At 72.5% G+C, this 21,507-nt stretch carries 16 protein-coding genes; 9 read left to right on the forward strand and 7 right to left on the reverse strand.

All coding sequences use genetic code 11. The features are described 5' to 3' along the window. Positions 1–4: 4 nt before the first annotated feature. Positions 5–604 (reverse strand): NUDIX hydrolase, encoded by a 600-nt coding sequence (locus ACWEJ6_RS16955; protein WP_358294344.1) that lies wholly within the window; start codon positions 602–604, stop codon positions 5–7. Between the two features lie 266 nt (positions 605–870). Between ACWEJ6_RS16955 and ACWEJ6_RS16960 the strand changes: the two genes are divergently transcribed. Together ACWEJ6_RS16960 and ACWEJ6_RS16965 are read left to right on the forward strand one after the other, a co-directional pair. Then, on the forward strand, positions 871–4,197 hold the full coding sequence (locus ACWEJ6_RS16960) for an ATP-dependent helicase (protein WP_452424559.1): 3,327 nt from the start codon (positions 871–873) through the stop codon (positions 4,195–4,197). Then, on the forward strand, positions 4,191–7,451 hold the full coding sequence (locus ACWEJ6_RS16965; protein ID WP_452424522.1) for an ATP-dependent helicase: 3,261 nt from the start codon (positions 4,191–4,193) through the stop codon (positions 7,449–7,451). Before ACWEJ6_RS16960 ends, ACWEJ6_RS16965 begins: the two co-directional genes overlap by 7 nt. Here the strand turns inward: ACWEJ6_RS16965 and ACWEJ6_RS16970 are convergent. The 4 genes from ACWEJ6_RS16970 to ACWEJ6_RS16985 are packed head-to-tail and all read right to left on the reverse strand — an operon-like array spanning position 7,440 to position 12,744. Continuing rightward, on the reverse strand, positions 7,440–8,567 hold the full coding sequence (locus ACWEJ6_RS16970; RefSeq protein ID WP_452424524.1) for a type III PLP-dependent enzyme: 1,128 nt from the start codon (positions 8,565–8,567) through the stop codon (positions 7,440–7,442). The two genes, ACWEJ6_RS16965 and ACWEJ6_RS16970, sit on opposite strands and share 12 nt — an antisense overlap. Continuing rightward, positions 8,564–10,150, reverse strand: coding sequence for an IucA/IucC family protein (locus ACWEJ6_RS16975; protein WP_452424526.1), 1,587 nt, complete (start codon positions 10,148–10,150; stop codon positions 8,564–8,566). Before ACWEJ6_RS16975 ends, ACWEJ6_RS16970 begins: the two co-directional genes overlap by 4 nt. Beyond that, positions 10,151–11,614 (reverse strand): IucA/IucC family protein, encoded by a 1,464-nt coding sequence (locus ACWEJ6_RS16980; RefSeq protein WP_452424528.1) that lies wholly within the window; start codon positions 11,612–11,614, stop codon positions 10,151–10,153. Then, on the reverse strand, positions 11,611–12,744 hold the full coding sequence (locus tag ACWEJ6_RS16985; RefSeq protein WP_452424530.1) for a siderophore biosynthesis protein: 1,134 nt from the start codon (positions 12,742–12,744) through the stop codon (positions 11,611–11,613). The genes ACWEJ6_RS16980 and ACWEJ6_RS16985 overlap by 4 nt, the downstream gene beginning before the upstream one ends. A 147-nt stretch (positions 12,745–12,891) precedes the next feature. On the opposite strand from ACWEJ6_RS16985, the gene nudC reads away from it, so the two are divergent. Continuing rightward, positions 12,892–13,866 carry an NAD(+) diphosphatase gene (nudC, locus tag ACWEJ6_RS16990; protein ID WP_452424532.1) on the forward strand — a complete coding sequence of 325 codons (975 nt, stop codon included), beginning with the start codon at positions 12,892–12,894 and terminating at the stop codon, positions 13,864–13,866. Positions 13,867–13,921: 55 nt separating this feature from the next. Here nudC and ACWEJ6_RS16995 read toward each other — a convergent pair whose 3' ends face one another. Further along, entirely contained in the window at positions 13,922–14,170 is a 249-nt protein-coding gene (locus tag ACWEJ6_RS16995; RefSeq protein ID WP_358294331.1) for a glutaredoxin domain-containing protein, read from the reverse strand. Positions 14,171–14,255: 85 nt separating this feature from the next. Further along, positions 14,256–15,152 (reverse strand): alpha/beta hydrolase, encoded by an 897-nt coding sequence (locus tag ACWEJ6_RS17000; protein ID WP_387677405.1) that lies wholly within the window; start codon positions 15,150–15,152, stop codon positions 14,256–14,258. A 154-nt stretch (positions 15,153–15,306) separates the two neighbouring features. Between ACWEJ6_RS17000 and ACWEJ6_RS17005 the strand changes: the two genes are divergently transcribed. The 6 genes from ACWEJ6_RS17005 (at position 15,307) to ACWEJ6_RS17030 (ending at position 20,993) form a co-directional block, all read left to right on the forward strand. Further along, positions 15,307–17,340: an ATP-dependent DNA helicase UvrD2 gene (locus tag ACWEJ6_RS17005; RefSeq protein WP_452424561.1), complete on the forward strand. Its 2,034-nt coding sequence runs from the start codon at positions 15,307–15,309 to the stop codon at positions 17,338–17,340. A 155-nt stretch (positions 17,341–17,495) separates the two neighbouring features. Next, positions 17,496–18,365: an acyl-CoA thioesterase gene (locus ACWEJ6_RS17010; RefSeq protein ID WP_352352821.1), complete on the forward strand. Its 870-nt coding sequence runs from the start codon at positions 17,496–17,498 to the stop codon at positions 18,363–18,365. Positions 18,366–18,912: 547 nt separating this feature from the next. After that, a complete protein-coding gene (locus tag ACWEJ6_RS17015) occupies positions 18,913–19,182 on the forward strand; it encodes a WhiB family transcriptional regulator (RefSeq protein ID WP_125636897.1) in 270 nt (89 codons plus the stop codon). Positions 19,183–19,253: 71 nt separating this feature from the next. Then, on the forward strand, positions 19,254–19,418 hold the full coding sequence (locus ACWEJ6_RS17020; protein ID WP_452424535.1) for a hypothetical protein: 165 nt from the start codon (positions 19,254–19,256) through the stop codon (positions 19,416–19,418). A gap of 694 nt (positions 19,419–20,112) precedes the next feature. After that, on the forward strand, positions 20,113–20,556 hold the full coding sequence (locus ACWEJ6_RS17025; protein ID WP_357987330.1) for a helix-turn-helix transcriptional regulator: 444 nt from the start codon (positions 20,113–20,115) through the stop codon (positions 20,554–20,556). Between the two features lie 20 nt (positions 20,557–20,576). Beyond that, complete coding sequence (locus ACWEJ6_RS17030; RefSeq protein WP_352352819.1) at positions 20,577–20,993, forward strand: VOC family protein; 417 nt, start codon at positions 20,577–20,579, stop codon at positions 20,991–20,993. Positions 20,994–21,507 lie beyond the last annotated feature (514 nt).

Raw genomic sequence — 21,507 nt, forward strand, 5'->3', positions numbered from 1 at the left:
GGCCTCAGAGGTCGATCGGCAGGTCCGAGAGCATGAAGGGCTTGCCGGGCTCGTACCCGAGGGGCCGCGGCGCGGCCGGAAGGCGCTCGACGAGCAGGTAGAGCAGCGCCGACAGGGTCGTGGCGCACACGATCTCGCCGGCCTCGACCAGCCGCCGGACGCTCGACAGGTGCACCCACTCGATGCGCTCGGCCTCCCAGGGGTCGCTGGGCGGGCCGATGTGGGTGGCCGTGTCGGCCCGGTAGATGTGGTTGAGGCTGTCGGTGAAGCCGTTGGTGGGCTGGACCGACATCAGCGGGCGCAGCGGCCCCGGACGCCACCCGGTCTCCTCCTCGACCTCACGGGCGGCCGCGGCCATCGGCATCTCGCCCTCGTCGACCTGGCCGAGCGGGACCTCCCAGCCCCAGCTGTCGGTGATGAAGCGGTGGCGCCAGATCAGCAACACCCGGTCCTTGTCGTCGGTGACGACCGCGCCCGCGGCCGGCGCGGTGCGGACCAGCCGGTGATCGAGGTGCCGCCCGTCGGGCAGCTCCACATCCGCGATCCGGATGTCCAGCCACTGGTCGGCGTAGAGCGACGTTTCGGAGTGGACCTGCCAGCGCATGTGACCAACCCCCTAGCAGAGGCGCGGGTATCAACCCAACGTTACAAGAGACAACGCTGCGTGTGTGGGGCAATCGTGCGGATCGTCGCATCGCCCCAGGCAGCGCCACGCCCACGGCGAAACCGCGACCTCGGCGTGTCGCACGATATTCGGATATTTGCCTCGATACGGTAGGCGGATCGCGGCGGGAGACCGGGTAAGTCGGCACGATCTGTCCGTGTGGTCTGGTGGAATCTAGTGCTGTGAGTGGTCAGACCTGGCGGTTGGTGCGGCGTGGCAGCGGAGGCCCTGTTGAGCCTCCTGCGCTGGATGAACATCAGCGTGCCGTGGTCGAGCACCGGAGCGGCCCGCTCCTCGTCCTCGCGGGGCCCGGCACGGGCAAGACGACGACGATCGTCGAGAGCGTGGTCGAGCGTATCGAACGGCGCGGGGCCGACCCCGAACGGGTGCTCATCCTCACCTTCAGCCGCAAGGCCGCCGAGGAGCTGCGCCAGCGCGTCACCGGGCGGCTGCGGCGCACCACCCGCTCACCTCTGGCGCTGACCTTCCACTCCTACGCCTACGCGCTCCTGCGCCGCGAGTCCGTGCTGGAGGGCAAGGCGCCGCCGCGCCTGCTGACCGGCCCCGAGCAGCTTCTGGAGATCCGCCGGCTGCTCCACGGCGAGCTGGAGAACGGCGCGCTCGGCTGGCCGCCGTCCCTGCGCGAGGCGCTCAAGACCCGCGGCTTCGCCGAGGAGGTGCGCGACTTCCTGTCCAGGGCCGCCGAGCGCGGCCTCGACGGCGAGCGGCTGGTCGCGCTCGGCCGGCTGCACGGCAGGAGCGACTGGATCGCCACCGGCCGGTTCTACGAGCGCTACCAGGACCGCTTCGACCTCGACCCCGAGGACACCTACGACTACGCCGAGCTGATCGGGGCCGCCTCGGCGCTGCTGACCAGGCCCGAGGTGCGCGCGCGCGAGCGGGCCGCCCACGACGTCGTGTTCGTCGACGAGTACCAGGACACCGACCCGGCCCAGGAGTACCTGCTCGACCAGCTCGCCGGCGACGGGCGCGACCTCGTCGCGGTGGGCGACCCCGACCAGTCGATCTACGGGTTCCGGGGCGCCGACGTCCAGGGGATCATGAAGTTCCCCGAGCGGTTCAGGACGCTCGACGGGCGCGAGGCGCCGGTGGTGGCGCTGCGCGTGTGCCGCAGGAGCGGGGCCGACCTGCTGGAGGCCTCGCGCCGGGTCGCCGCCCGCCTGCCGATCGCCCCGGCCCCCGACCACGACCAGCGGCACGGCCACCGCGACCTGGTCCCGGCGGCCGGCGTCGAGCCCGGCGACGCGCGCGTCCTGCTGGCCGACAGCACCAGCCAGGAGGCCGCGATCGTCGCCGACACGCTGCGGCGGGCGCACCTGATCGAGGGGGTGCCCTGGCACCGCATGGCGGTGCTGGTGCGCTCGGCCAAGCGCCAGGTGCCGCTGCTGCGGCGGGCGCTGGTCAACGCCGGGGTGCCGACGATGATCGCCGGCGACGAGGTGCCGATCGCCCAGGAGCCGGGGGTCCGGCCGCTGCTCACGATGCTGCGGGTGGCGCTCGACCCGGCGCAGCTCGACGAGGGGGTGGCCGAGGAGCTGCTGACGGGCCCGCTCGGCGGCACGGACATGATCGGCGTACGCCGCCTGCGCCGGGCGCTCAAGATAGCCGAGAACGAGGCCCTGGCTGCCGAGGAGCCGCCGACCGCGAAGGGACCGGCCGAGGAGGACCCGGCCGCCGAGAAGGACCCGGCCCCCGACAAGGAGCCGGTCGCGGAGGAGGACCTGGCCCCCGAGGAGGAGCCGGCCCCCGAGGAGGAGCCGGCCCCCGAGGAGGAGCCGGCCCCCGAGGAGGAGCCGGTCGCAGGGAAGGCCGGGGCGCGGTCGTCCGGCGAGCTGCTGGTGGCGGCGATCCAGGACGCCCGCGAGCTCACCCGCGTCGAGCCGCACGTCGCCCTCCCCGCCGAACGCGTCGCCAAGCTGCTCGCCGCCGCCCGCGAGGCCGCCGCGCAGGAGGGCACCGCCGAAGACCTCCTGTGGGCCGTGTGGCACGCCAGCGGCCTGGGCCCGCGCTGGACCGAGCAGAGCCTGTCCGGCGGCTCCCGCGGCGCGCAGGCCGACCGCGACCTCGACGCGGTGGTGGCGCTGTTCGACCACGCCGCCAAGTTCGTCGACCGCATGCCCAAGGCGGGCCCCGAGGTGTTCCTCGACAACCTGGCCGCCCAGGAGATCCCGGGCGACACGCTGGCCGACCGCGCCCCCGACGGCGACGCCGTGCGGGTGCTGACGGCCCACCGCTCCAAGGGCCTGGAATGGGACATCGTGGTCGTGGCGGGCGTCCAGGAGGGGGTCTGGCCCGACCTGCGGCTGCGCGGGTCGTTGCTGGGCGCCGACGACCTGGTGGAGGTGGTCGAGGGCGCCGAGCCGAGCGCCGCGTCGCTGGCCTCCAAGCTGCTGGCCGAGGAGCGGCGGCTGTTCTACGTCGCGGCCACGCGGGCCAGGCGGCGGCTGGTGGTCACGGCGGTCGGCGGCGAGGACACCGACGAGCGGCCCTCCCGGTTCCTGTCGGAGCTGATGCCGGGCGCGGTCGAGTCGGCCACGGTCGACGACCGGGCGCGCTGGCTGACCATGTCGGCGCTGGTGGCCGACCTCCGCAGCGCGGTGACCGACCCCACCAAACCGGCCAAGGTCCGGCAGCGCGCCGCGCGGCAGCTCGCCCGCCTGGCCGCCGCCGGGGTCCAGGGCGCCCACCCCAACGACTGGTACGCCCTCACCCCCATCACCGACGACCGCCCGCTGAGCTGGCCGGACGGCATCGTCAACATCTCCCCGTCCGCGGTCGAGAGCTTCACCAAGTGCGGCCTGCGCTGGCTCCTGGAGACGGCGGTCGGCGCCGCGGGCACCAGCACCGCCCAGGGCCTCGGCAACGTCATCCACGCGCTGGCCATGCTGGCCGCCACCGACCTGCCCGGCGAGGACGCCCTGGGCGAGCGGCTCGACCAGGTCTGGAACGAGCTCGACTTCGGCGGCGTCTGGTACAACCGCAAGCAGCGCCAGGTCGCCGAGCAGATGATCGGCAAGTTCCTGCGCTGGCAGAAGGACAACCCGCGCGAGCTGGTCGCCATCGAGGAGTCGTTCGTCGCCACGGTCTCAGAGGGCGTGCAGATCAAGGGCCGGGTCGACCGGGTCGAGCGCGACGACGACGGCCGCGCGGTGATCATCGACCTGAAGACCGGCGGCTCCAAGCCCAAGCCGGGCGAGCTCGACCGGCATCCGCAGCTCGGCGTCTACCAGCTCGCCGCGCTGCTCGGCGCGTTCGCCCGGCACGGCATGACCGAGCCCGGCGGCGCCGCGCTGGTCCAGCTCGGCAAGGCGGCCGGCAAGAACGCCGCCACCGAGCAGCGGCAGGGCGCGCTGGCCGACGACAAGAACCCCGGCTGGGCCGGCGACCTGGTCGACACCGTCGCCACGGGCATGTCGGGCCCGTTCTTCCAGGCCAAGGTGAACGACGGCTGCCGCACGTGCGCGGCGCGGGCGAGCTGCCCGGTCAACGACAACGGGGGCCAGGTGTGCTGAACCCGGTCGAACTGGCCGACAAGCTCGGCATCCTGCCGCCGACGAGCGAGCAGGCCGCGGTCATCGAGGCGCCGCTCGAACCGATGGTCGTCATGGCGGGCGCGGGCTCGGGCAAGAGCGAGACGATGGCCGGGCGGGTGGTCTGGCTGGTGGCCAACGGCCTGGTCAAACCGGAGAACGTGCTGGGGCTGACGTTCACCCGCAAGGCCGCGGCCGAGCTGGCCGTCCGGGTCAGGGAGCGCCTGACCGGGCTCGCCGAGGCGGGCCTGGTCGCGCCCGGCGCACTCGACAACGAGCCGACCGTCTCCACCTACCACGCCTACGCCGCCCGCCTGGTCACCGACCACGCCCTGCGCGAGGCGCTCGAACCCACCATGCGCCTGGTCACCCCGGCGGTGTCGTGGCAGCTCGCCTCGCGCGTGGTGGCCCTGTACGACGGGCCGATGGACAAGATCGAGCTGGGCCCGCCCTCGGTCACCGCCGCCCTGCTGGAACTCGCCGGCGAGCTGTCGGAGCACCTGCGCGGGCCCGCCGACGTGCGGCGGGTGGGGGAGTGGCTGGAGGCCCGGCTGGCCGCGCTGCCCGGCCGCACGACCGTGGCGCAGCGCAAGCCGGTCGGCGTGCACGCGGCCAGGGAGCAGCTGCTGCCGCTGGTGGAGGCGTACGAACGGCTCAAGCGCCGCCGCGAGGTCATCGACTACGGCGACCAGATGTCGCTGGCCGCCCGGATCGCCGCCAACCACAAGGAAGTGGGCGAGATCGAACGGTCCCGCTACTCCGTGGTCCTGCTCGACGAATACCAGGACACCAGCCACGCCCAGCTCGTCCTGCTGCGCTCGCTCTACGGCGGCGGCCATCCGGTCACCGCCGTCGGCGACCCCTGTCAGTCCATCTACGGCTGGCGCGGCGCCTCGGCGGGCAACCTGCGCCGCTTCCCCCGCGACTTCCGCACCGGCGCGGGCGAGGAGGCGCCGGTGCGCCAGCTCAGCGTCAGCTTCCGCAACGGCGACCGGGTGCTCGACGTCGCCGCCCGCGTCCAGCTCCCGCTGCGCATGGAGGCCCGCGAGGTGCCCGTGCTGGTGCCGGGGCCCAACCGGGTCGACCGGGGCCGCGTCACCTGCGCCTTCCACGAGACCGCCGAGGACGAGGCGAAGTGGATCGCCGACGGCGTGGCCCGAATCCTTGGCCAGGAGACCGCCCCCGACGGCCTGCCCTGGGGCGAGAAGGAACGCAAGAAGACGCTCGCCCTCCAGCCTCAGGACGTCGCGATCCTGGCCCGCAAGCGTTCGCAGTTCCCCGCACTGCGCAAGGCGCTGGAGGACCGCGACATCCCGGTCGAGGTGGTCGGGCTGGGCGGCCTGCTGACCGTGCCCGAGGTCAGCGACATCGTGGCGACCCTGCGCGTGCTCTACGACGCCACCGCCGGCGACGCGCTGGCCAGGCTGCTGGCCGGGCCGCGCTGGCGGGTCGGGCCGGCCGACCTGCGGGTGCTGGGGGAGCACGCCAGGGAGCTGGCCCGCGAGCTGAGCGAGAGCCACCGCGCCGAAGACCCGCTCGACCAGGTGGTCGCCGACCTGGCCGAGGAGCGCGGCAGCCTGGTCGACGCGCTCGACGAGCTGCCCGACCGGCCCGAGTGGCTGGAGTCGTTCTCGCCGCTGGCCCGCACCCGGCTGGTCGCGCTCGCCCAGGAGCTGCGCAGCCTGCGCGGCCACACCGCCCAGCCGCTGCCCGACCTGGTCACCGAGATCGAACGCCGGCTCGGCCTGGACATCGAGGTGGCCGCCCGCAGCGGCACGGCCGGGGCGTTCGCCGCGCGGGCCGACCTCGACGCCTTCATCGACGCGGCCGCCAGGTTCGCCGGCGACGCCGAGGACCCGACGCTGGGCGCGTTCCTGGCCTACCTCCAGGCGGCCGAGAGCGAGGAGTTCGGGTTGGAGGCGGGCCGGGTCGGCGAGAGCAACAGCGTCAAGCTGATGACCGTCCACGCGTCCAAGGGGCTGGAGTGGCCGGTCGTGGTCGTGCCCGGTCTGTCGCAGCTGCTCAGCTCGAAGGGCACGATCGCGACGGGCAGCGTGTTCCCGGCCACGCCGGTGATGAACAGCCGCTGGACCGACAACCCGCGCAAGCTGCCCTACCCGCTGCGCGGCGACGCCGCCGACCTGCCCCGGCTGGGCGGGCTGAGCAAGGAGGAGCTGGCCGCGTTCGACGAGCAGTGCCGGGAGCGCGACCTGATGGAGGAGCGGCGGCTGGCCTACGTCGCCGTCACCCGGGCCCACTACCACCTCATCGCCTCCGGCTACCGCTGGGGCAGCGCCACCAAGCCGCTGGAGCCGTCGGAGTTCCTGCTGGAGATCCGCGACACGGCCGACCGGGTGTCCTACTGGGCCGGCGACCTCGCCGAGGGCGCGACGAACCCGCTGCTCGCCGAGCCGGCCGAGGCCGTCTGGCCGGTCACCCCCGAAGGCCTGCGCTACGAGTCGGTGCTTGACGGCGCCCGGCTGGTCGAGGACGCCCTGGCCGGCAACCTGGCCGACGAGGACGACGAGCCGCTGCGCCCGTTCGAGGAGGAACGCCTGCGCGCCTGGGAGCGCGACACCGACCTGCTGCTGCGCGAGCGCGAGCTCAACCGGCGCAGGCCGGCGACCGTCGTCGAGCTGCCGGCCAAGCTGACCGTGTCGTCGCTGGTCACGCTGGCCACCGACCCGGCCGAGCTGGCCCGCAGGATCCGCCGTCCGGTGCCGCGCAAGCCCGCGCCGCTGGCCCGCCGGGGCACGTCGTTCCACAAGTGGCTGGAGAGCCGGTGGGACCAGCAGCGGCTGATCGACGACTTCGACCTCGACCCGCTGGAGGAGCTGGAGGAGGCCGACGTGCGGCTGGCCGAGCTGCAGGAGCGGTTCGAGGAGAGCGAGTGGGCCGACCGGCGGCCGGTCGACCTGGAGGTGCCGTTCGAGACCATGATCGCCGACCGGCTCGTGCGCGGGCGGATGGACGCCGTCTTCGAGCTGCCCGACGGCGGCTACGAGGTGGTCGACTGGAAGACCGGCGTCCCGCCCAGGGGGAAGGCGGCCCGCACGGCCTCGGTGCAGCTCGCCGCGTACCGGCTGGCGTGGTCGCACCTGGCCGGGGTGCCGCTGGAGAAGGTGAGCGCGGCCTTCCACTACGTCCGGGCCAACAGAACCGTGCGGCCGGTCAACCTGCTCGACGCCGACGGGCTGGTCGCGCTCGTCGAGGCGGTCCCGGCGTCAGAGTCCTAGGTAATGGAAGGCGGGGCGGGGGTGCATGAGGAAGTCGTGGTGGGAGATGTTCCAGGCGTAGGCCCCGGCCATGCCGAACACCACCCGGTCGCCTGCCCGCACCGAGGTCACCACGTTCCGGGCGAGGACGTCCTTGGGGGTGCACAGCTGGCCCGTGAACGTCACGGGCTCCCCGGCGACCCCGGGCCCGCCTCCTGTGGGCAGGACCGTGAACGGCTGGTCGTGGCCCTTGGTCACCGGCGTGCGCAGGTGGTGCGTCCCGCCCAGGACGATCGCGTACGCCTGGCCGCGCACCCGCTTCACCTCCACGACCTCGGTGACGTAGTGGCCGCAGTAGGCGGTGAGCGACCTGCCCGGCTCGACCCGCAGCCGCCGCCCGGCCCGCAGCGCGGCCAGGCCCTCGCCGTAGGCCGCCCAGTCGAAGCGTTCGCCCGACGTGTACGACACCGCCATGCCCCCGCCCAGGTTGACCTCCCGATGCCCGGTCTCCAGCAGGGCCCCGGCCAGGCGGAGTAGCTGGGCGGCGTTCAGGCCGCTGGCCAGGTGGGCGTGCAGGCCGCGCAGCCGTACGCGGCCGGTGAACAGCGGCAGGCACTCGGCCAGCCCCGCCTCGTCCATGCCGAAGGGGCCGTCCATCGTGAGCGCGGCCCCCTCGACCGGCAGGTCCGGGTTGACCCGCAGCAGCACGTCGGCCTCCAGCCCGGTCGCGAGCAGGCGGCGCAGCTCGTACGGCGACTCGACGTGCAGGCGGTGGTGCGGCAGCCGCAGCTCGGCGTCGGTCTTGCCGGGCCCGCCGAGCGCCAGCCGCGCGCCCGGGAGCAGCGCGGAGACGTGCGCGTGCTCGCCCGCCGACGACACCTCGAACCCGTCCACGTGCCGGGCCAGCACCCGCAGCAGCTCGGCGTCGGGGTTGGCCTTGACCGCGTAGTACAGCTCGACCTCGCCCAGCGCCGCGCGCACCGACGCGGCGTGCTCGTCGAGCGCGGGCAGGTCGTAAAGGTAGGCGGGCAACGCGGGCATCCGGGCGGCGGCCTCCAGCACGCCGCTCACGCGAGCGGGCTCGCGCTCCGGCACGCGGTTCGCGCGAGCGGGTTCGCGCTTCTGGACGCCGCTCATGCGAGCGGGTTCGCGATCGGGACGTAGCCGGCGCTGCGGTCGGCCGCTCTGGCCCACCGCACGCGCAGGTTCGCCTTGGCGGGCAGCGGCGCCCCGGCCAGCAGGTCACGCAGCGGGAGCGGCTGCCCGAGCTCGGCGGCCTGGCGGGCGAGCAGGTCGCGGGCGGCCCGCCACAACGCGCGCAGCAGCTCGTCGTCGGGGCCCGCCAGGGTGGCGGCGATCTCGGTGAGGTGGTTGACGAACAGGCAGTAGACGACACGGGCCCAGCCCCGCGCCGGGTCGTGGGTGAGCGCGGCGGCCACGGCCGGATGCAGCCCGTCCAGGTCGTGGCGGCCAGCGACGAGCTTGACGCCCTCCAGATCGCGGAAGATCGCCTGGACGGGCCGGCCGGCGGCGTCCAGGCCGACGAGCACGTTCTGCAGGTGGGCCTCCAGGACGACGCCGTGGCTGACGTACAGGTCCACGACCGGCAGCGCGACCGCCGACACGTACGCCGTCCACCAGGCCAGGGGGTCGGCCGGGGTGGCGTCCAGGGCGAGGGCGGCGGCGAGGACCGGGGTGACGCCGGGGTCGCAGGCCGTCCACGGGCTCGCCCGGACGATCACGCCCAGGCCCTCGCGCTGCCCGAGTGCCGTGCGGTAGCCGGGCTCGGGAAGCCAGCGGACGGCCGGGTGCCGCGCCGCGACCTCGGCGATCAGCGGGGCCAGCCGGGAGGTGAGCTCGACGGCCCCGGCCAGCTCGTACCAGGCGTTCTTGCGCACGCAGTTCGTGATCCGCACGTCCAGGGAGAACTTCAGGCACACCTCGGCGTCCGGCACGTACACGGTCCGCACCGACGAGGTCGGCACCGCGAGCGGCCCCGGCCCGAGATCGACCAGCTCGGAGCCGAGAGCGGGACGCAGCAGGGCGAGCTGCCACGGATGGGCGGGCAGCAGCCGGTGTCCGGCGGGCGCCGGGCCGAGCGCGTCCAGCGCCGTCAGGTCGCCCTCCTCGGCCAGCGCGTCGGCGCGTACCGCGAGCAGCCGCAGCGGGAAGGCGGCGTGGGCCTCGGGCGCGTAGCGCAGCCAGTCCGCGCCGTCGCGGGCCTTGGGGGTGGGGTGGAACGGGTGCCCGTACACGAGCGCCTGCTCCGAAGCCAGCCAGGGATCGGCGGGCGGCTCGGCCCGCGCCCTGGCCGCCAGGATCGCCGCGATGGCGTCCCTGCTGGCGGCCACCTGACCGGCGAACTCGCCGTTGGGTTCGACGCCGAGGTGCGCCGCTTTCCCGCCTGGGCGCGCATGCTCGTCCTGCCGGCCCGCCAGGTCGGGCAAGCCGGCCAGGTCGGTCTCGGCCAGCCGGACCAGTTCGGCGACCGTCAGCGGCTGCCAGGAGCCGCTCTCCAGGCGTTCCGGAGGTCCGTCGAGGCGCAGCGCGGCCCCGCCGTGCGTACGGGCCCGCAGCAGCGTCCCCGCCACCCGCAGCAGCACGTACGGCGGCGCCGGCCAGACCAGCCCCCTGGGCCCGGCCACCTCGCGCACGCAGCACCGCAGCAGGGCCGCCAGCGTCGCCTCCTCGGCCGGCGCCCCGATGGCCAGGACGTCCATTCACGATCTCCTCAGGTAGTTGGGCCCGCTGATGCCGTAGAACTTGTTCACGTCCCGCGCCCCGGACCGTTCCTTGGCCACGAGCGTCCCGGCGGTGACCATCGACTTGCCGGTGAGCCTGGCCGCGTCGAGCGTCCTGGCGCGCAGCAGCCGGGCCATGGGGTGGTCGCCGTGCTCGTCGAGCGCCTTGGCGAGCGTGTCGCGCACCAGGGCCGCCGCCCGAGTCGGCGGCAGCACCGCGAACGCCACCGCCGCGGCGGCCAGGTGCAGCGTGATCGTGACGAACACGTCGGCCAGCGCGTGCGGGTCGTCGGTGAGCATGCGCCCGTCGGAGAAGGCCGGCACGTCGATCCCGGCCGCCGCCAGCCTCGACGGCGAGGCCAGCAGTCCGTCGTTGTCCTTGACCAGCAGCCGCAGGTCGCCGTCCCGCAGGACGAGGGCCAGGTTCTGCTGGTGGGCCTCCAGCGCGACGCCGTACCGGACGAACAGCCGCACGTTCCAGCGCAGCAGCAGGCGCAGGTAGCGGGGCAGGACGTCCGGGCCGAGTCCGTCCAGCACGCCGGGCACCGCCAGCGCCGCGACCGGGACGATCCGCCCCTCCGGCAGCCGCCGGACCATCCAGGCCAGGTACTCGTGGCCCGCGTGCGCGTAGGTCTGCTCGTCGGCCAGCAGCACGCCGGGATCGGCGAGCCGGCGCAGCAGCAGCTCGGCCCGCGCGCCGTCGTCCAGGGTGCCCGCCCTGATCGAGCGCCGGTTGCGCACGCCGAGCGTGCTCACCGGCAGCGGCAGCTTGAGGTGCGTACGCGGCCCCACCTCGACGGTCCGCATGGACAGGGTGGGCCGTACGGTGACCGCCTCCTCGTCCAGCACCCGGACCCCGTCGATCTTCCGTACCTCGCCGACGGCCATCGGGTGCACCGGGAACAGCACACCGCGGCCCGCCGGCCGGGGCACGTCCGCGGGAAGTCCCGCGGTGGCGTGGGGGACGACCGCCCACCTCAGCGCGAACGAAGGGACGAACTCCGGCGCGTACGCCAGCAGGTCGCGGTCCGAGGCGCCGATCCTGGCCCGCGAGGTCGGGTAGACGGGATGGTCGGCGAAGGCCGCCAGCGACTCGTACGACGGCCCGCGCCGCAGCACCTCCTCGGCGTGCGCGTCGTGCAGCTCCAGCGCGGACAGGGCGGTCAGGCACTCGTCGAAGAAGGCCGCCACCCCCTCGGCGTCGGCCGCGTCGGACACCTCCACGAGTGTCTCCAGCACCTGCTCCAGCCCCAGCCGCTCGTCCGGCGCCACCACGAAGTCCTGGAACGGCGACCCGGGGACCATCCGGACCCACCGCCCGTCGGCCAGCAGCAGCCCGGCCCCGGACCTGGTCCGGTCGAGCCGGGCGGCCAGCCCGCCGTAGTCCTCGCGGACCAGCGCGTCCAGCACCCGGGCGGCCAGGTACGCCTCCCGCGACCTCACCCGACCACCCACGGCCGGGCCGCCCGGTACCGCTCGACGGCGGCGTCCACGCGGGCCCGGTCCGGTCCCACGGCCCGGATGACGCCCAGGTAGTCCCGGTTCGTGTGGGTCAGCTCTATGACGTCCCCGACGGCCCGCAGCGGCCGGTGCCACAGCCGTACGCCGCCGTCCTCGACGTCCTCCTCCGGCGGCGCCTCCTTGACGACGCCCGGCCGGTCGGCGACCACGCTGACCGCGCAGCCGTGCCGGGACGCGGGCGGCGGCTCGGGCGCCGGCTCCCCGAGGTGGGTGCGCAGGATCCACTCGAACAGCGGCACGCCCAGCACGTCGGCCAGCAGGAAGTCGCAGTGGTCGCCGATCGCCCGGTAGTTCACCTCGACGATCCGCGGCCCGGCGGGCGTCAGGACGTACTCGGTGTGGCAGGCGCCGAAGCCCACCCCGAGGGCCCGCAGCGCGGCCAGCACGTGGGCGTCGGCGGCGGGCGCCCAGTCCAGCCGCTCCTCCACGAAGTGCGGCAGCGGGCCCAGCGTGGTCGCGAAGCCGCCCAGCACCCGCGTCGCGGAGCCGTCCCCGAGGGTCTCCAGGGTCCGCAGCGGCCCTTCGAGGTATTCCTCCACGACCAGCGTCTCGCCCGGACGCCGCCGCCTGGCCGCGGCCACGGCGCGCCGGAGGTCGTCCTCGACCAGCACGACGTCCTCGCTGGCCACCCCCTCGCGGGGTTTCAGCACCACGGGCCGGGGCAGGCGCTCGGGCACCGGATCGGCAGGCGCGATCCGCAGCGAACGCACCGTCTCGATGCCGGCCGCCGCGAGCCCGCGTCGCATCAGGAACTTGTTCTTGACGGCCAGGCAGGCCCGCCAGTCCTTGCCCGGAAGTCCGAAGTACGACGCCGCGAGGGCGGTCTCCGCCTGAAGGTGGTCGGAGTTGGAGAAGATCGCGTCGGGCCTGCCCAGGTGCTCGACCGCGTCGATCAGGGCGCGCGGGTCGCGTACGTCGCACCGCACCGCGCCGGGGTGCCGCTCCGGCCGGTCGGTCAGGACGGTCACCTCGCACCCGAGGGCCCGCGCCGCGGGCAGGAAGCCGTACGTCACCGAGTCCGTCGGCTTGAGCGCGGTCAGGTAGAGCCGCAACGCGAAGGCACCCCCGCAGGAATCAGGTAAGGCTAACCTAACTCGATGATCTTAGCCTGACAATGATCGCTCCGGGGCCCGCACACCCTAATCGGCGGCTAACTGCGAGGTCATAGGATGACAAGCGACTTGGGGAGGGGGCGGCCAGTGGAAAAGACCGCGGAAGAACAACTCATCGGCCCACTGCTCCTGGCACGGGGGACCATCGACAGATCGTCGGCGCTGCGTGCCGACGACAGATGGCTGGAGAAGGCGTGGGCCGACCCCGAGACCAGGGTGCTGGTGATCGACAACGGCCACACTCTCGTGCGGCGGGCCGGCGACGAGGTGCACGCGGTGCTCTACACCTCCGCGCAGGCGCCGCTGGGCGAGCGTTACCTGCTCGGCGTCGAGGGCGGCACCGCCTACTTCGCGGTGGCCGCGCCGCTGCCCGGCACGCCGGCCGGCGACCTCAACGGCCGGGTGACGATGCCGATGAGCCTGAACGACACGCCTGAAGGCCATCCGGTTCCGGCGGGTCTGCGCCAGGTCGGCGGGCTGCTCGGCGACCGCGACGCGGGCCTGCTGGTCCACGCGGTGGCGCTGGAGGCCTGGCACGCCACCCACCAGTTCTGCCCGCGCTGCGGCGCCCGTACGTCGGTGCAGGCCGGCGGCCACGTCCGGGTGTGCCCGAAGGACGCTAGCCAGCACTTCCCGCGCGTCGACCCGGCGGTCATCATGCTGATCAGGGACGAGGACGACCGCTGCCTGCTGGCCCGCGGCCCCCAGTGGCCCGAGGGGCGCCTGTCGATCCTGGCGGGCTTCGTGGAACCGGGCGAGTCCCTGGAGTACGCGGTGGTCCGCGAGGTCGCCGAAGAGGTCGGCGTCCACGTCGTCAACCCGCGCTACCTGGGCAGCCAGCCCTGGCCGTTCCCGCGCAGCCTCATGCTCGGCTTCTTCGCCGACGCCACCACGACCGCGCTGACCCCCGACGCCGACGAGATCGCCGAGGCGCGCTGGTTCACCCGCGACGAGCTGGTGGCCTCGCTCCGGTCGGGCGAGGTGCGCCTGCCGCCCCCGGTGTCGATAGCCCGCCGCCTGATCGAGACGTGGTACGGCGGCGAGCTCGTCGGCGACTGGTGACCTGCCGAGCGGAGCCGGGGAGTCCGAAGCGGGGCTCCCCCTTCCGCGTCCTGGCCTAGGAGTCGAGCAGGCGCTTGACCTCGATGACGCTGGGGTTGGTCCTGACGTGCTCCACCCCTGAACGGGAAACCGCCACGACCGTCGGAACGGTCTGGTTGCCGTTGTTGACGCTCATGACGAATTCGGCGGCGGCCGGGTCGCGCTCGATGTCGACCTCCTTGAACGCGATGCCTTCGCGGGCGAGCTGGGACTTCAGCCGCTTGCAGGGGCCGCACCAGGTAGTGCTGTAGACCGTGAGCGCCATGTCGGGTTGTCCCTCCAAGGTCAGGAAAATCAGGCGCTCGGTGCAACAACGCGGAGGCGCCCGCTTAATCCCTACCCGGGGCCCTCTAGCCGATGCGCTCGGCGATCCAGGCCTGCACCCGCTCGGCCACGCCCGGCTCCCGGTACAGGGGAGCGCTGTGGTTGGTGCCCGGCGCCGTCATGATCGTCATCGGCACGCCCACCTGGCCGAGCATCTGCTTGAGCAGCTGGCTCTGCGCCGGCGGCACGAACTCGTCCTCGGAGTGCACCGTGAGCATCGGGGCGTCCTTGGCGCTGGCGTGCCAGGCCACCTCCATGCTCGCCCAGACGCGCGAGCACTTGCCCTTGGGCTCGCAGCCGCCGGCCAGCCGGATCGCGGCCTCGCGCAGCTTGCGCTTGTCGTGGTCGGCGGTCTTCTCGCCGTCGGCGTACGCGCGCAGCGGCGAGATGATCGGCGACAGCCCGACCACGCCCTTCAGCCCGGCGATGCCGTTGCCGTACGTGCCGACCGAGGCGGCGATGTGCCCGCCCGCCGAGAAGCCGACGATGACGTACTTGCTCGCGTCGAAGGCCCAGCGGTCGGCGTGCTTGCGCGCCAGGGCGATGGCGGCCAGCGCGTCGGTGCGCTGCGCCGGCCAGGCGGCCTCGCCGGAGAGGCGGTAGTTCAGGTTGAAGACCGTGTACCCGAGGTCGGCGTAACTACGGGTGATCTCCTTCATGTACTTCTTGTCGCCGCCGGACCACCAGCCGCCGTGGATCAGGAAGACGCCGGGACGCTTCTGGCCGTCGGGCGTCCACCACACGTCCATGTCCTGGTTGCGCTGGCGGCCGTAGGAAAGGGTCTCCGTGGCCAGCCCGCCGAGGCCGTCGGGGTCTGTGGGATTGGTCACCACGGGGACGGGCGGCTCGGCCGCGAACGCGACGGCAGGTGTGAGCGCCACGGCAGCGAGCACCAGCGCGCCCGCGAAAACCGCTGTTCGCACGGCCTTCCTTTCCCCCATGCGGCATGGTCGGCCCCATTGTGGGGGAAGCAACCATTCCTTTGCATCTCGGTGACTATGAACATACGTCGGGCCGCATGTTGCCAGAATAAAGTGCTTCGGCGCCACTTGCGGGGAGGAAGATCGGGTGAACAGCGTGGATGACGTCCTCAGCGGCCTCGACCCGGAACAGCGGGAGGTCGCCGAGGCGGTGCGCGGCCCGGTGTGCGTGCTCGCCGGCGCCGGCACGGGCAAGACCAGGGCGATCACCCATCGCATCGCCCACGCCGTGCGCAGCGGGGTGGTCGACGCGCCCAGCGTGCTCGCGGTGACGTTCACCACCCGGGCGGCGGGGGAGTTGCGGCAGCGGCTGCGGGCGCTGGCGGCGCCGGGCGTCCAGGCCCGTACGTTCCACGCGGCCGCCCTGCGCCAGCTCACCTACTTCTGGCCGCGGGTGATCGGCGGCGAGGCCCCTTCGGTCATCGAGTCGAAGTTGCCGGTGCTGGTCGAAGCCTGCCGCCAGATCCGGAAAAATCCCGACCGGTCCGAGCTGCGGGACATCGCGGCCGAGGTCGAATGGGCCAAGGTCTCCCAGATCGGCCCCGAAGACTACGTGGCCGCCGCCGCCAAGCACCACCGCACGCCGCCCGGCTCGCCGGAGGAGGTGGCCCGGCTCTACGAGTCGTACGAGCGCATCCGCCGCGAACGCCACCTGGTCGACTTCGAGACCATCCTCGAACTGACCGCGGCCGTGATGACCGAGCACCAGGAGGTCGCGGCCCAGATCCGCCAGCAGTACCGCTACTTCGTCGTGGACGAGTTCCAGGACGTCAACCCGCTCCAGAAACTCCTGCTCGACACCTGGCTCGGCGGCCGGGACGACATCTGCGTGGTCGGCGACCCCAACCAGACCATCTATTCGTTCACCGGCGCCAGCCCCCGCTACCTCACCAACTTCGCCGTCGAGCACCCGAAGGCCGCCGTCATCAGGCTGGTCCGCGACTACCGTTCCACCCCGCAGGTCGTGAACCTGGCCAATCTCGTCATCGCCAAGTCCAAGACCCCCAACCGCCTCGAACTCATCGCCCAGCGCCCCGACGGCCCCAAACCGGTCTTCTCCGACTACGACGACGAGCCCGCCGAGGCCGCCGGCGTCGCGCGGGCCATCAGGAAGCTGCTGGACAAGGGGGTGCCCTCGCGCGAGATCGCCGTGCTGTTCCGGGTCAACTCCCAGTCGGAGTCCTACGAGGAGGCCCTGTCCAAGGCCGAGATCCCGTACGTGCTGCGCGGCGCCGAGCGCTTCTTCGAGCGTCCCGAGGTGCGGCAGGCGGTCGTGCTGCTGCGCGGCGCCGCGCGGTCGGCCGCGGGCGAGCCGCTGGCCTCGGAGGTGCACCACATCCTGACCGGGGTCGGACTGACCCCGTCACCGCCCGGCGGCGGCAAGGCCAGGGAGAAGTGGGAGTCGCTGAAGGCGCTGGCCGACCTGGCCGAGGACATGGCCGCCGAGGGCGCCGACCTGCCCGCGTACGTCGCCGAGCTGGAACGCCGCGCCTCCGAGCAGCACGCGCCGCCGGTGGAGGGCGTCACGCTCGCCTCGCTGCACGCCGCCAAGGGCCTGGAGTGGGACGCGGTCTTCCTGGTCGGCGTCACCGACGGCATGCTGCCGATCATCTACGCCGAGACCCCCGAGCAGATCGAGGAGGAGCGGCGGCTGCTCTACGTCGGCGTCACCCGCGCCCGCGAGCACCTGTCGCTCTCCTGGGCGCTGGCCCGCGCGCCCGGCGGGCGCAAGAGCCGCCGTCCCTCGCGTTTCCTCGACGGGCTCACCGGCCGCGCCTCCACACCGCCCCGCATGACGATCCCGGCCGGCGAACGCCGCACGGTCGCCGCGCCGGTGAGCTGCCGGGTGTGCGCCAAGACGCTGGTGGCCGCCGCCGAGCAGAAGCTCGGCCGCTGCGCGACCTGTCCCGCCGACTACGACGAGGCCCTGCTCGAACGCCTCAAGGTCTGGCGCACGGCCACCGCCAAGGAGGCCAAGATCCCGCCGTACGTCGTCTTCACCGACGTCACCCTCCAGGCCATCGCCGAACGCGCGCCGGCCACCGAGCAGGAGCTGCTGTCGATCGCCGGCATCGGCCGGGTCAAGGTCGACCGGTACGGCGAGGCCGTCCTTGCCCTGTGCCGCGGGTGACATCCCTCACGTACGCCCGGCCTCCTCGCGCGGGAGCCCCTTCCCCACCGGGCGAAACGGCGGGACGGGAGATTCCGGCAAGGCAGGGCGGGTTTGGGGGAACAGGCGTGGCACGTCAGACTTGTCCATGGAAGGTTCGTCTGTGAGGGGGCCCTGTGAACGAGGCGCTGAAGGAGCTGCTCGACCTGCTCGACCTTGAGCAGATCGAGCTTGACATCTTCCGGGGCAGAAGCCCGGAGGAGCGCATCCAGCGCGTCTTCGGTGGCCAGGTGGCCGCGCAGGCCCTCGTGGCGGCCGGCCGCACCGTCCCCAAGGATCGGCACGTCCACTCGCTGCACGCCTACTTCATCAGGCCGGGCGACCCGTCCATCCCCATCGTCTACAACGTCGAGCGCCTGCGCGACGGCCGGTCGTTCACCACCCGCCGGATCGTCGCCGTCCAGCACGGCAAGGCGATCTTCACGATGTCGGCCTCGTTCCACATCTTCGAGGAGGGCGTGGAGCACCAGGCGTCGGTGGCGCCCGTCGTGCCCGCCCCCGAGACGCTGCCGACGTTCCAGGACAGGATGTCGGAGGTGCTGGGCGACCACCCCGAGCTGCGGGAGTGGCTCTCGCGCCCGCGCCCGGTGGACGCCCGCTACGTCTCGCCCCTGACATGGGAGGCGCACCTCAACCCCGAGCTGCGCAGCGCCCAGACCAACGTGTGGTTCCGTTACGACGCCGACCTGCCCGACGACCCGCTGCTGCACGTCGTGCTGGCCGCGTACGCCTCGGACTTCACGCTCGTGGACACGATCCTGCTGGCCCACGGCATGGCCTGGGGAGCCTCGAACGTGATCGGCGCGTCCCTGGACCACGCGATGTGGTTCCACCGCCCGTTCCGCGCCGACGACTGGCTCCTGTACGCCCAGGAGGCCCCCTGGTCGGCGGGGGCCCGTGGGCTCGCGCGCGGCGAGATGTTCACCGCGTCCGGCGAGCTCGTGGTCTCCGTCGTCCAGGAGGCGATGATCCGCGTGGCGAAGTAGTCGGTTCGCAGCACGTTGTGACACCGTGGTTGTGTCACAAAATCGCAGGTAGAAAATATGTTGCCCCTTCCCGGCTTCCCGGTTTAGGGTCATGGACAAGCGAGTCGGACACTCCTGTTTCCGACGATCTGATGAGTGGAGGTGAGCCCCGGTGATGAGCATCCAGATGTCGGCCACGCAGTGGCTCGCTTCCGCGTGCCGTGACTCGGTGAGGCTCGCCGATGGGCCGGCCAAGCTGCGGCAGGAGAAGTCTGCCCGTAGCCAGGCCCCCGCCGTTCGTGCGAGGGCTCACGCGGGTGTCGCCGCTCCGCAAGGCGTTCCTGTCTATAGCGCAGGTATCGCTGCCCCGACCAACCAGCTCACCAAGGGTGGACTGTGCGGTCCGCAACCCTGGAGGGATGCTCCGGTCATAACCTGACCGGCACATAGCAGCCCCCAGGCCGCGGATCCGCACACAGGATCCGCGGCCTCTTTGTTTTTCCGCGATCCCCGACCACCTCCGAGGTGCCCGACCAAGATCAAAAAGCTCGATCAAAAGGAGAAGCAGATGGGGGCCAAGACGATCATGGACCTGATCGACGAAGCCAAGATCCCCTGTCGTACCGACCCTGACCTGTGGTTCGCAGAGTCACCCGAGGACGTCGAGTTCGCCAAGGCTCTCTGCGGCGGCTGCCCGATCCAGCAGGCCTGCCTGGCCCGCGCGCTGGAGCGCGAGGAGCCCTGGGGCGTCTGGGGCGGCGAACTGATCCTCAGGGGAACGGTTGTTCCCCGCAAGCGTCCGCGCGGGCGTCCCCGCAAGCACCCGGTCGCTGCCTGACCATCCACCAGCCCTACGAGCGAGAGAGAACAAGAACACCAATGAGCACTTCTTCCACCAGGAGCCTGGCCGTGCCGTATCTGTTTCATGACTTGGTCAACGACCGAATACAAACTCTCCACCGCGAAGCGGAGGAGCAGCGTCTCATCCTGCGCGTAAGCCGCGTACAGCGGGCGCGACGCGAGGTCAAGCGGGCCAACGACCGCTTGCGGAAGGCGCTGAGCCAGCAGGTGTGATCAAGGAGGTCCTGCCGCCGGCGCAGGATCTCCTGATCCCCACCTGCCTCTGAAGAGCCGGGCGCACCCAGCGCCCGGCTCTTTCCATGCCCAGACGTCTGCGTTCCGCCGGGTGAGCTGCGGGACGTCTGCGCTCAGCGCGGTGAGCTGCGGAGTGTCTGCGTTCTGTGAGGTGTCGCGGGACGTCTTCCCCCAGGTGAGCTGTGGGACGCCTACGCTCTGTCGGATGAGTCGCGGGATCTCTGCGCTGTGCGCGGTGAGCTGCGGGTTGTCTGCGTTCTGTGGGGTGTTTCGCGGGACCTCCGCGCTCGACCAGGTGAGCTGCGGGCCTCTGTGCTCCGTCGGTTGAGCTGCGGGACGTCTGCGTTCGGTCGGAGTGCTGGGAACTGGGACGTCTGCGTTCGGTCGGAGTGCTGGGAACTGGGACGTCTGCGCTCTGTTGGATGCGTCCGGTCGCCGGGGAGCACGGCGCAGCCTGTGGTCGAGGCCCTTGCCCGTCTGTCTCCTTCCGTGATTCGCGATCCGGCCCTCGGCTGGCCCTCTTGCGCGGCCGGAACCTGGCCTTCCAGCTGTTTGTCTTCGATGCCTGGTTCTTTTCGGCATGTCGGACTCGTGTCGGGGGCGTTCGTAGGGCGGAGGGTGCGCCCTGAGCTGGGCAGCCCAGCGGTCCCGGCCGACCTCGGGCCGACGTACGATGGCGCATGTGACCAGCAGACCCGCCGAAGCGCAGCACCTGCGTGACCTCGCCCTGCTGCGCCGCGTCCGCGACCGCATCGACCGCGATTACGCTCAGCCGCTCGACGTCGAAGCCCTGGCCCGCGGCGTGAACATGTCAGCCGGCCACCTCAGCCGCGAGTTCCGCCGCGCGTACGGCGAGGCCCCGTACGGCTACCTGATGACCCGCCGCATCGAACGCGCGATGGCGCTCCTGCGCCGCGGCGACATGAGCGTCACCGAGGTCTGCTTCGCGGTCGGCTGTTCCTCGCTCGGCAGCTTCAGCACCCGCTTCACCGAGTTGGTCGGCGTGCCACCCAGCGTCTACCGTCGCCGCGCGGCGAGCGCGACCGCGGGGATGCCGTCGTGCGTGGCGAAACAGGTGACCAGACCCATCAGGAACCGAGAGACCGCGCTTACCTGACCCCAATTAGCGTGACTTCCATGGACATCACCATCCACTCCAGCTTCCTCCCGCACACCGACCCGGAAGCCTCCCTGGCCTTCTACCGTGACGCCCTCGGCTTCGAGGTACGCAACGACGTCGGCTACAAGGGGATGCGCTGGCTCACCGTGGGCCCCGCCGGCCAGCCGGACACCTCCATCGTCCTGCAACCACCGGTCGCGAACGGCTACGGCATCACCGACGACGAACGCCGCACCATCACCGAAATGATGGCCAAGGGCACCTACGCCGGCGTGAACCTGGCCACCACCGACCTCGATGCCACCTTCGAACGCCTGAAGGCCAGCGGCGCCGAAATCGTCCAGGAGCCGATGGACCAGCCGTACGGCGTCCGCGACTGCGCCGTCCGCGACCCTTCCGGCAACCTGATCCGCATCCAGGAACGCCACCCCTGACCCACCCCCGGCACCATCACCCTGGACGTGTCCTTCGAGGTCGTCCCTGACCCGCGTCCAGGAACGTCATCCCCTGGTCGGCAGTCAGCACCATCACTCCTGACACGCCCTTGGGCTCCCCCCTTGACCGGCGATCAGGAGCGTCATCCCTGGTCCGCGCTCGGTTTCATCACCCTGGCGCCGCATCGTGAGCAGGCTTGATCGACAGTTACGCCGTCGTACCCTGCCCGATCCGGACCTCGAACTCACAGAGCGACACCTGGATGCCTGGTGGCGACGAAGGCTCCACGAACGGACCTGAACCTCAGATCACAGACGGCCTACCGCGGCGCCGTACCCTCCTCCCGAAGCCCGAAGCCCGAAGCCCGAAGCCCGAAGCCCGAAGCCCGAAGCCCGAAGCCCGAAGCCCGAAGCCCGGAGCCCGGAGCCCGGAGCCCGGAGCCCGGAGCCCGGAGCCCGGAGCCCGGAGCCCGGAGCCCGGAGCCCGGAGCCCGGAGCCCGGAGCCCGGAGCCC

The sequence above is a fragment of the Nonomuraea sp. NPDC004702 genome (assembly GCF_053601695.1).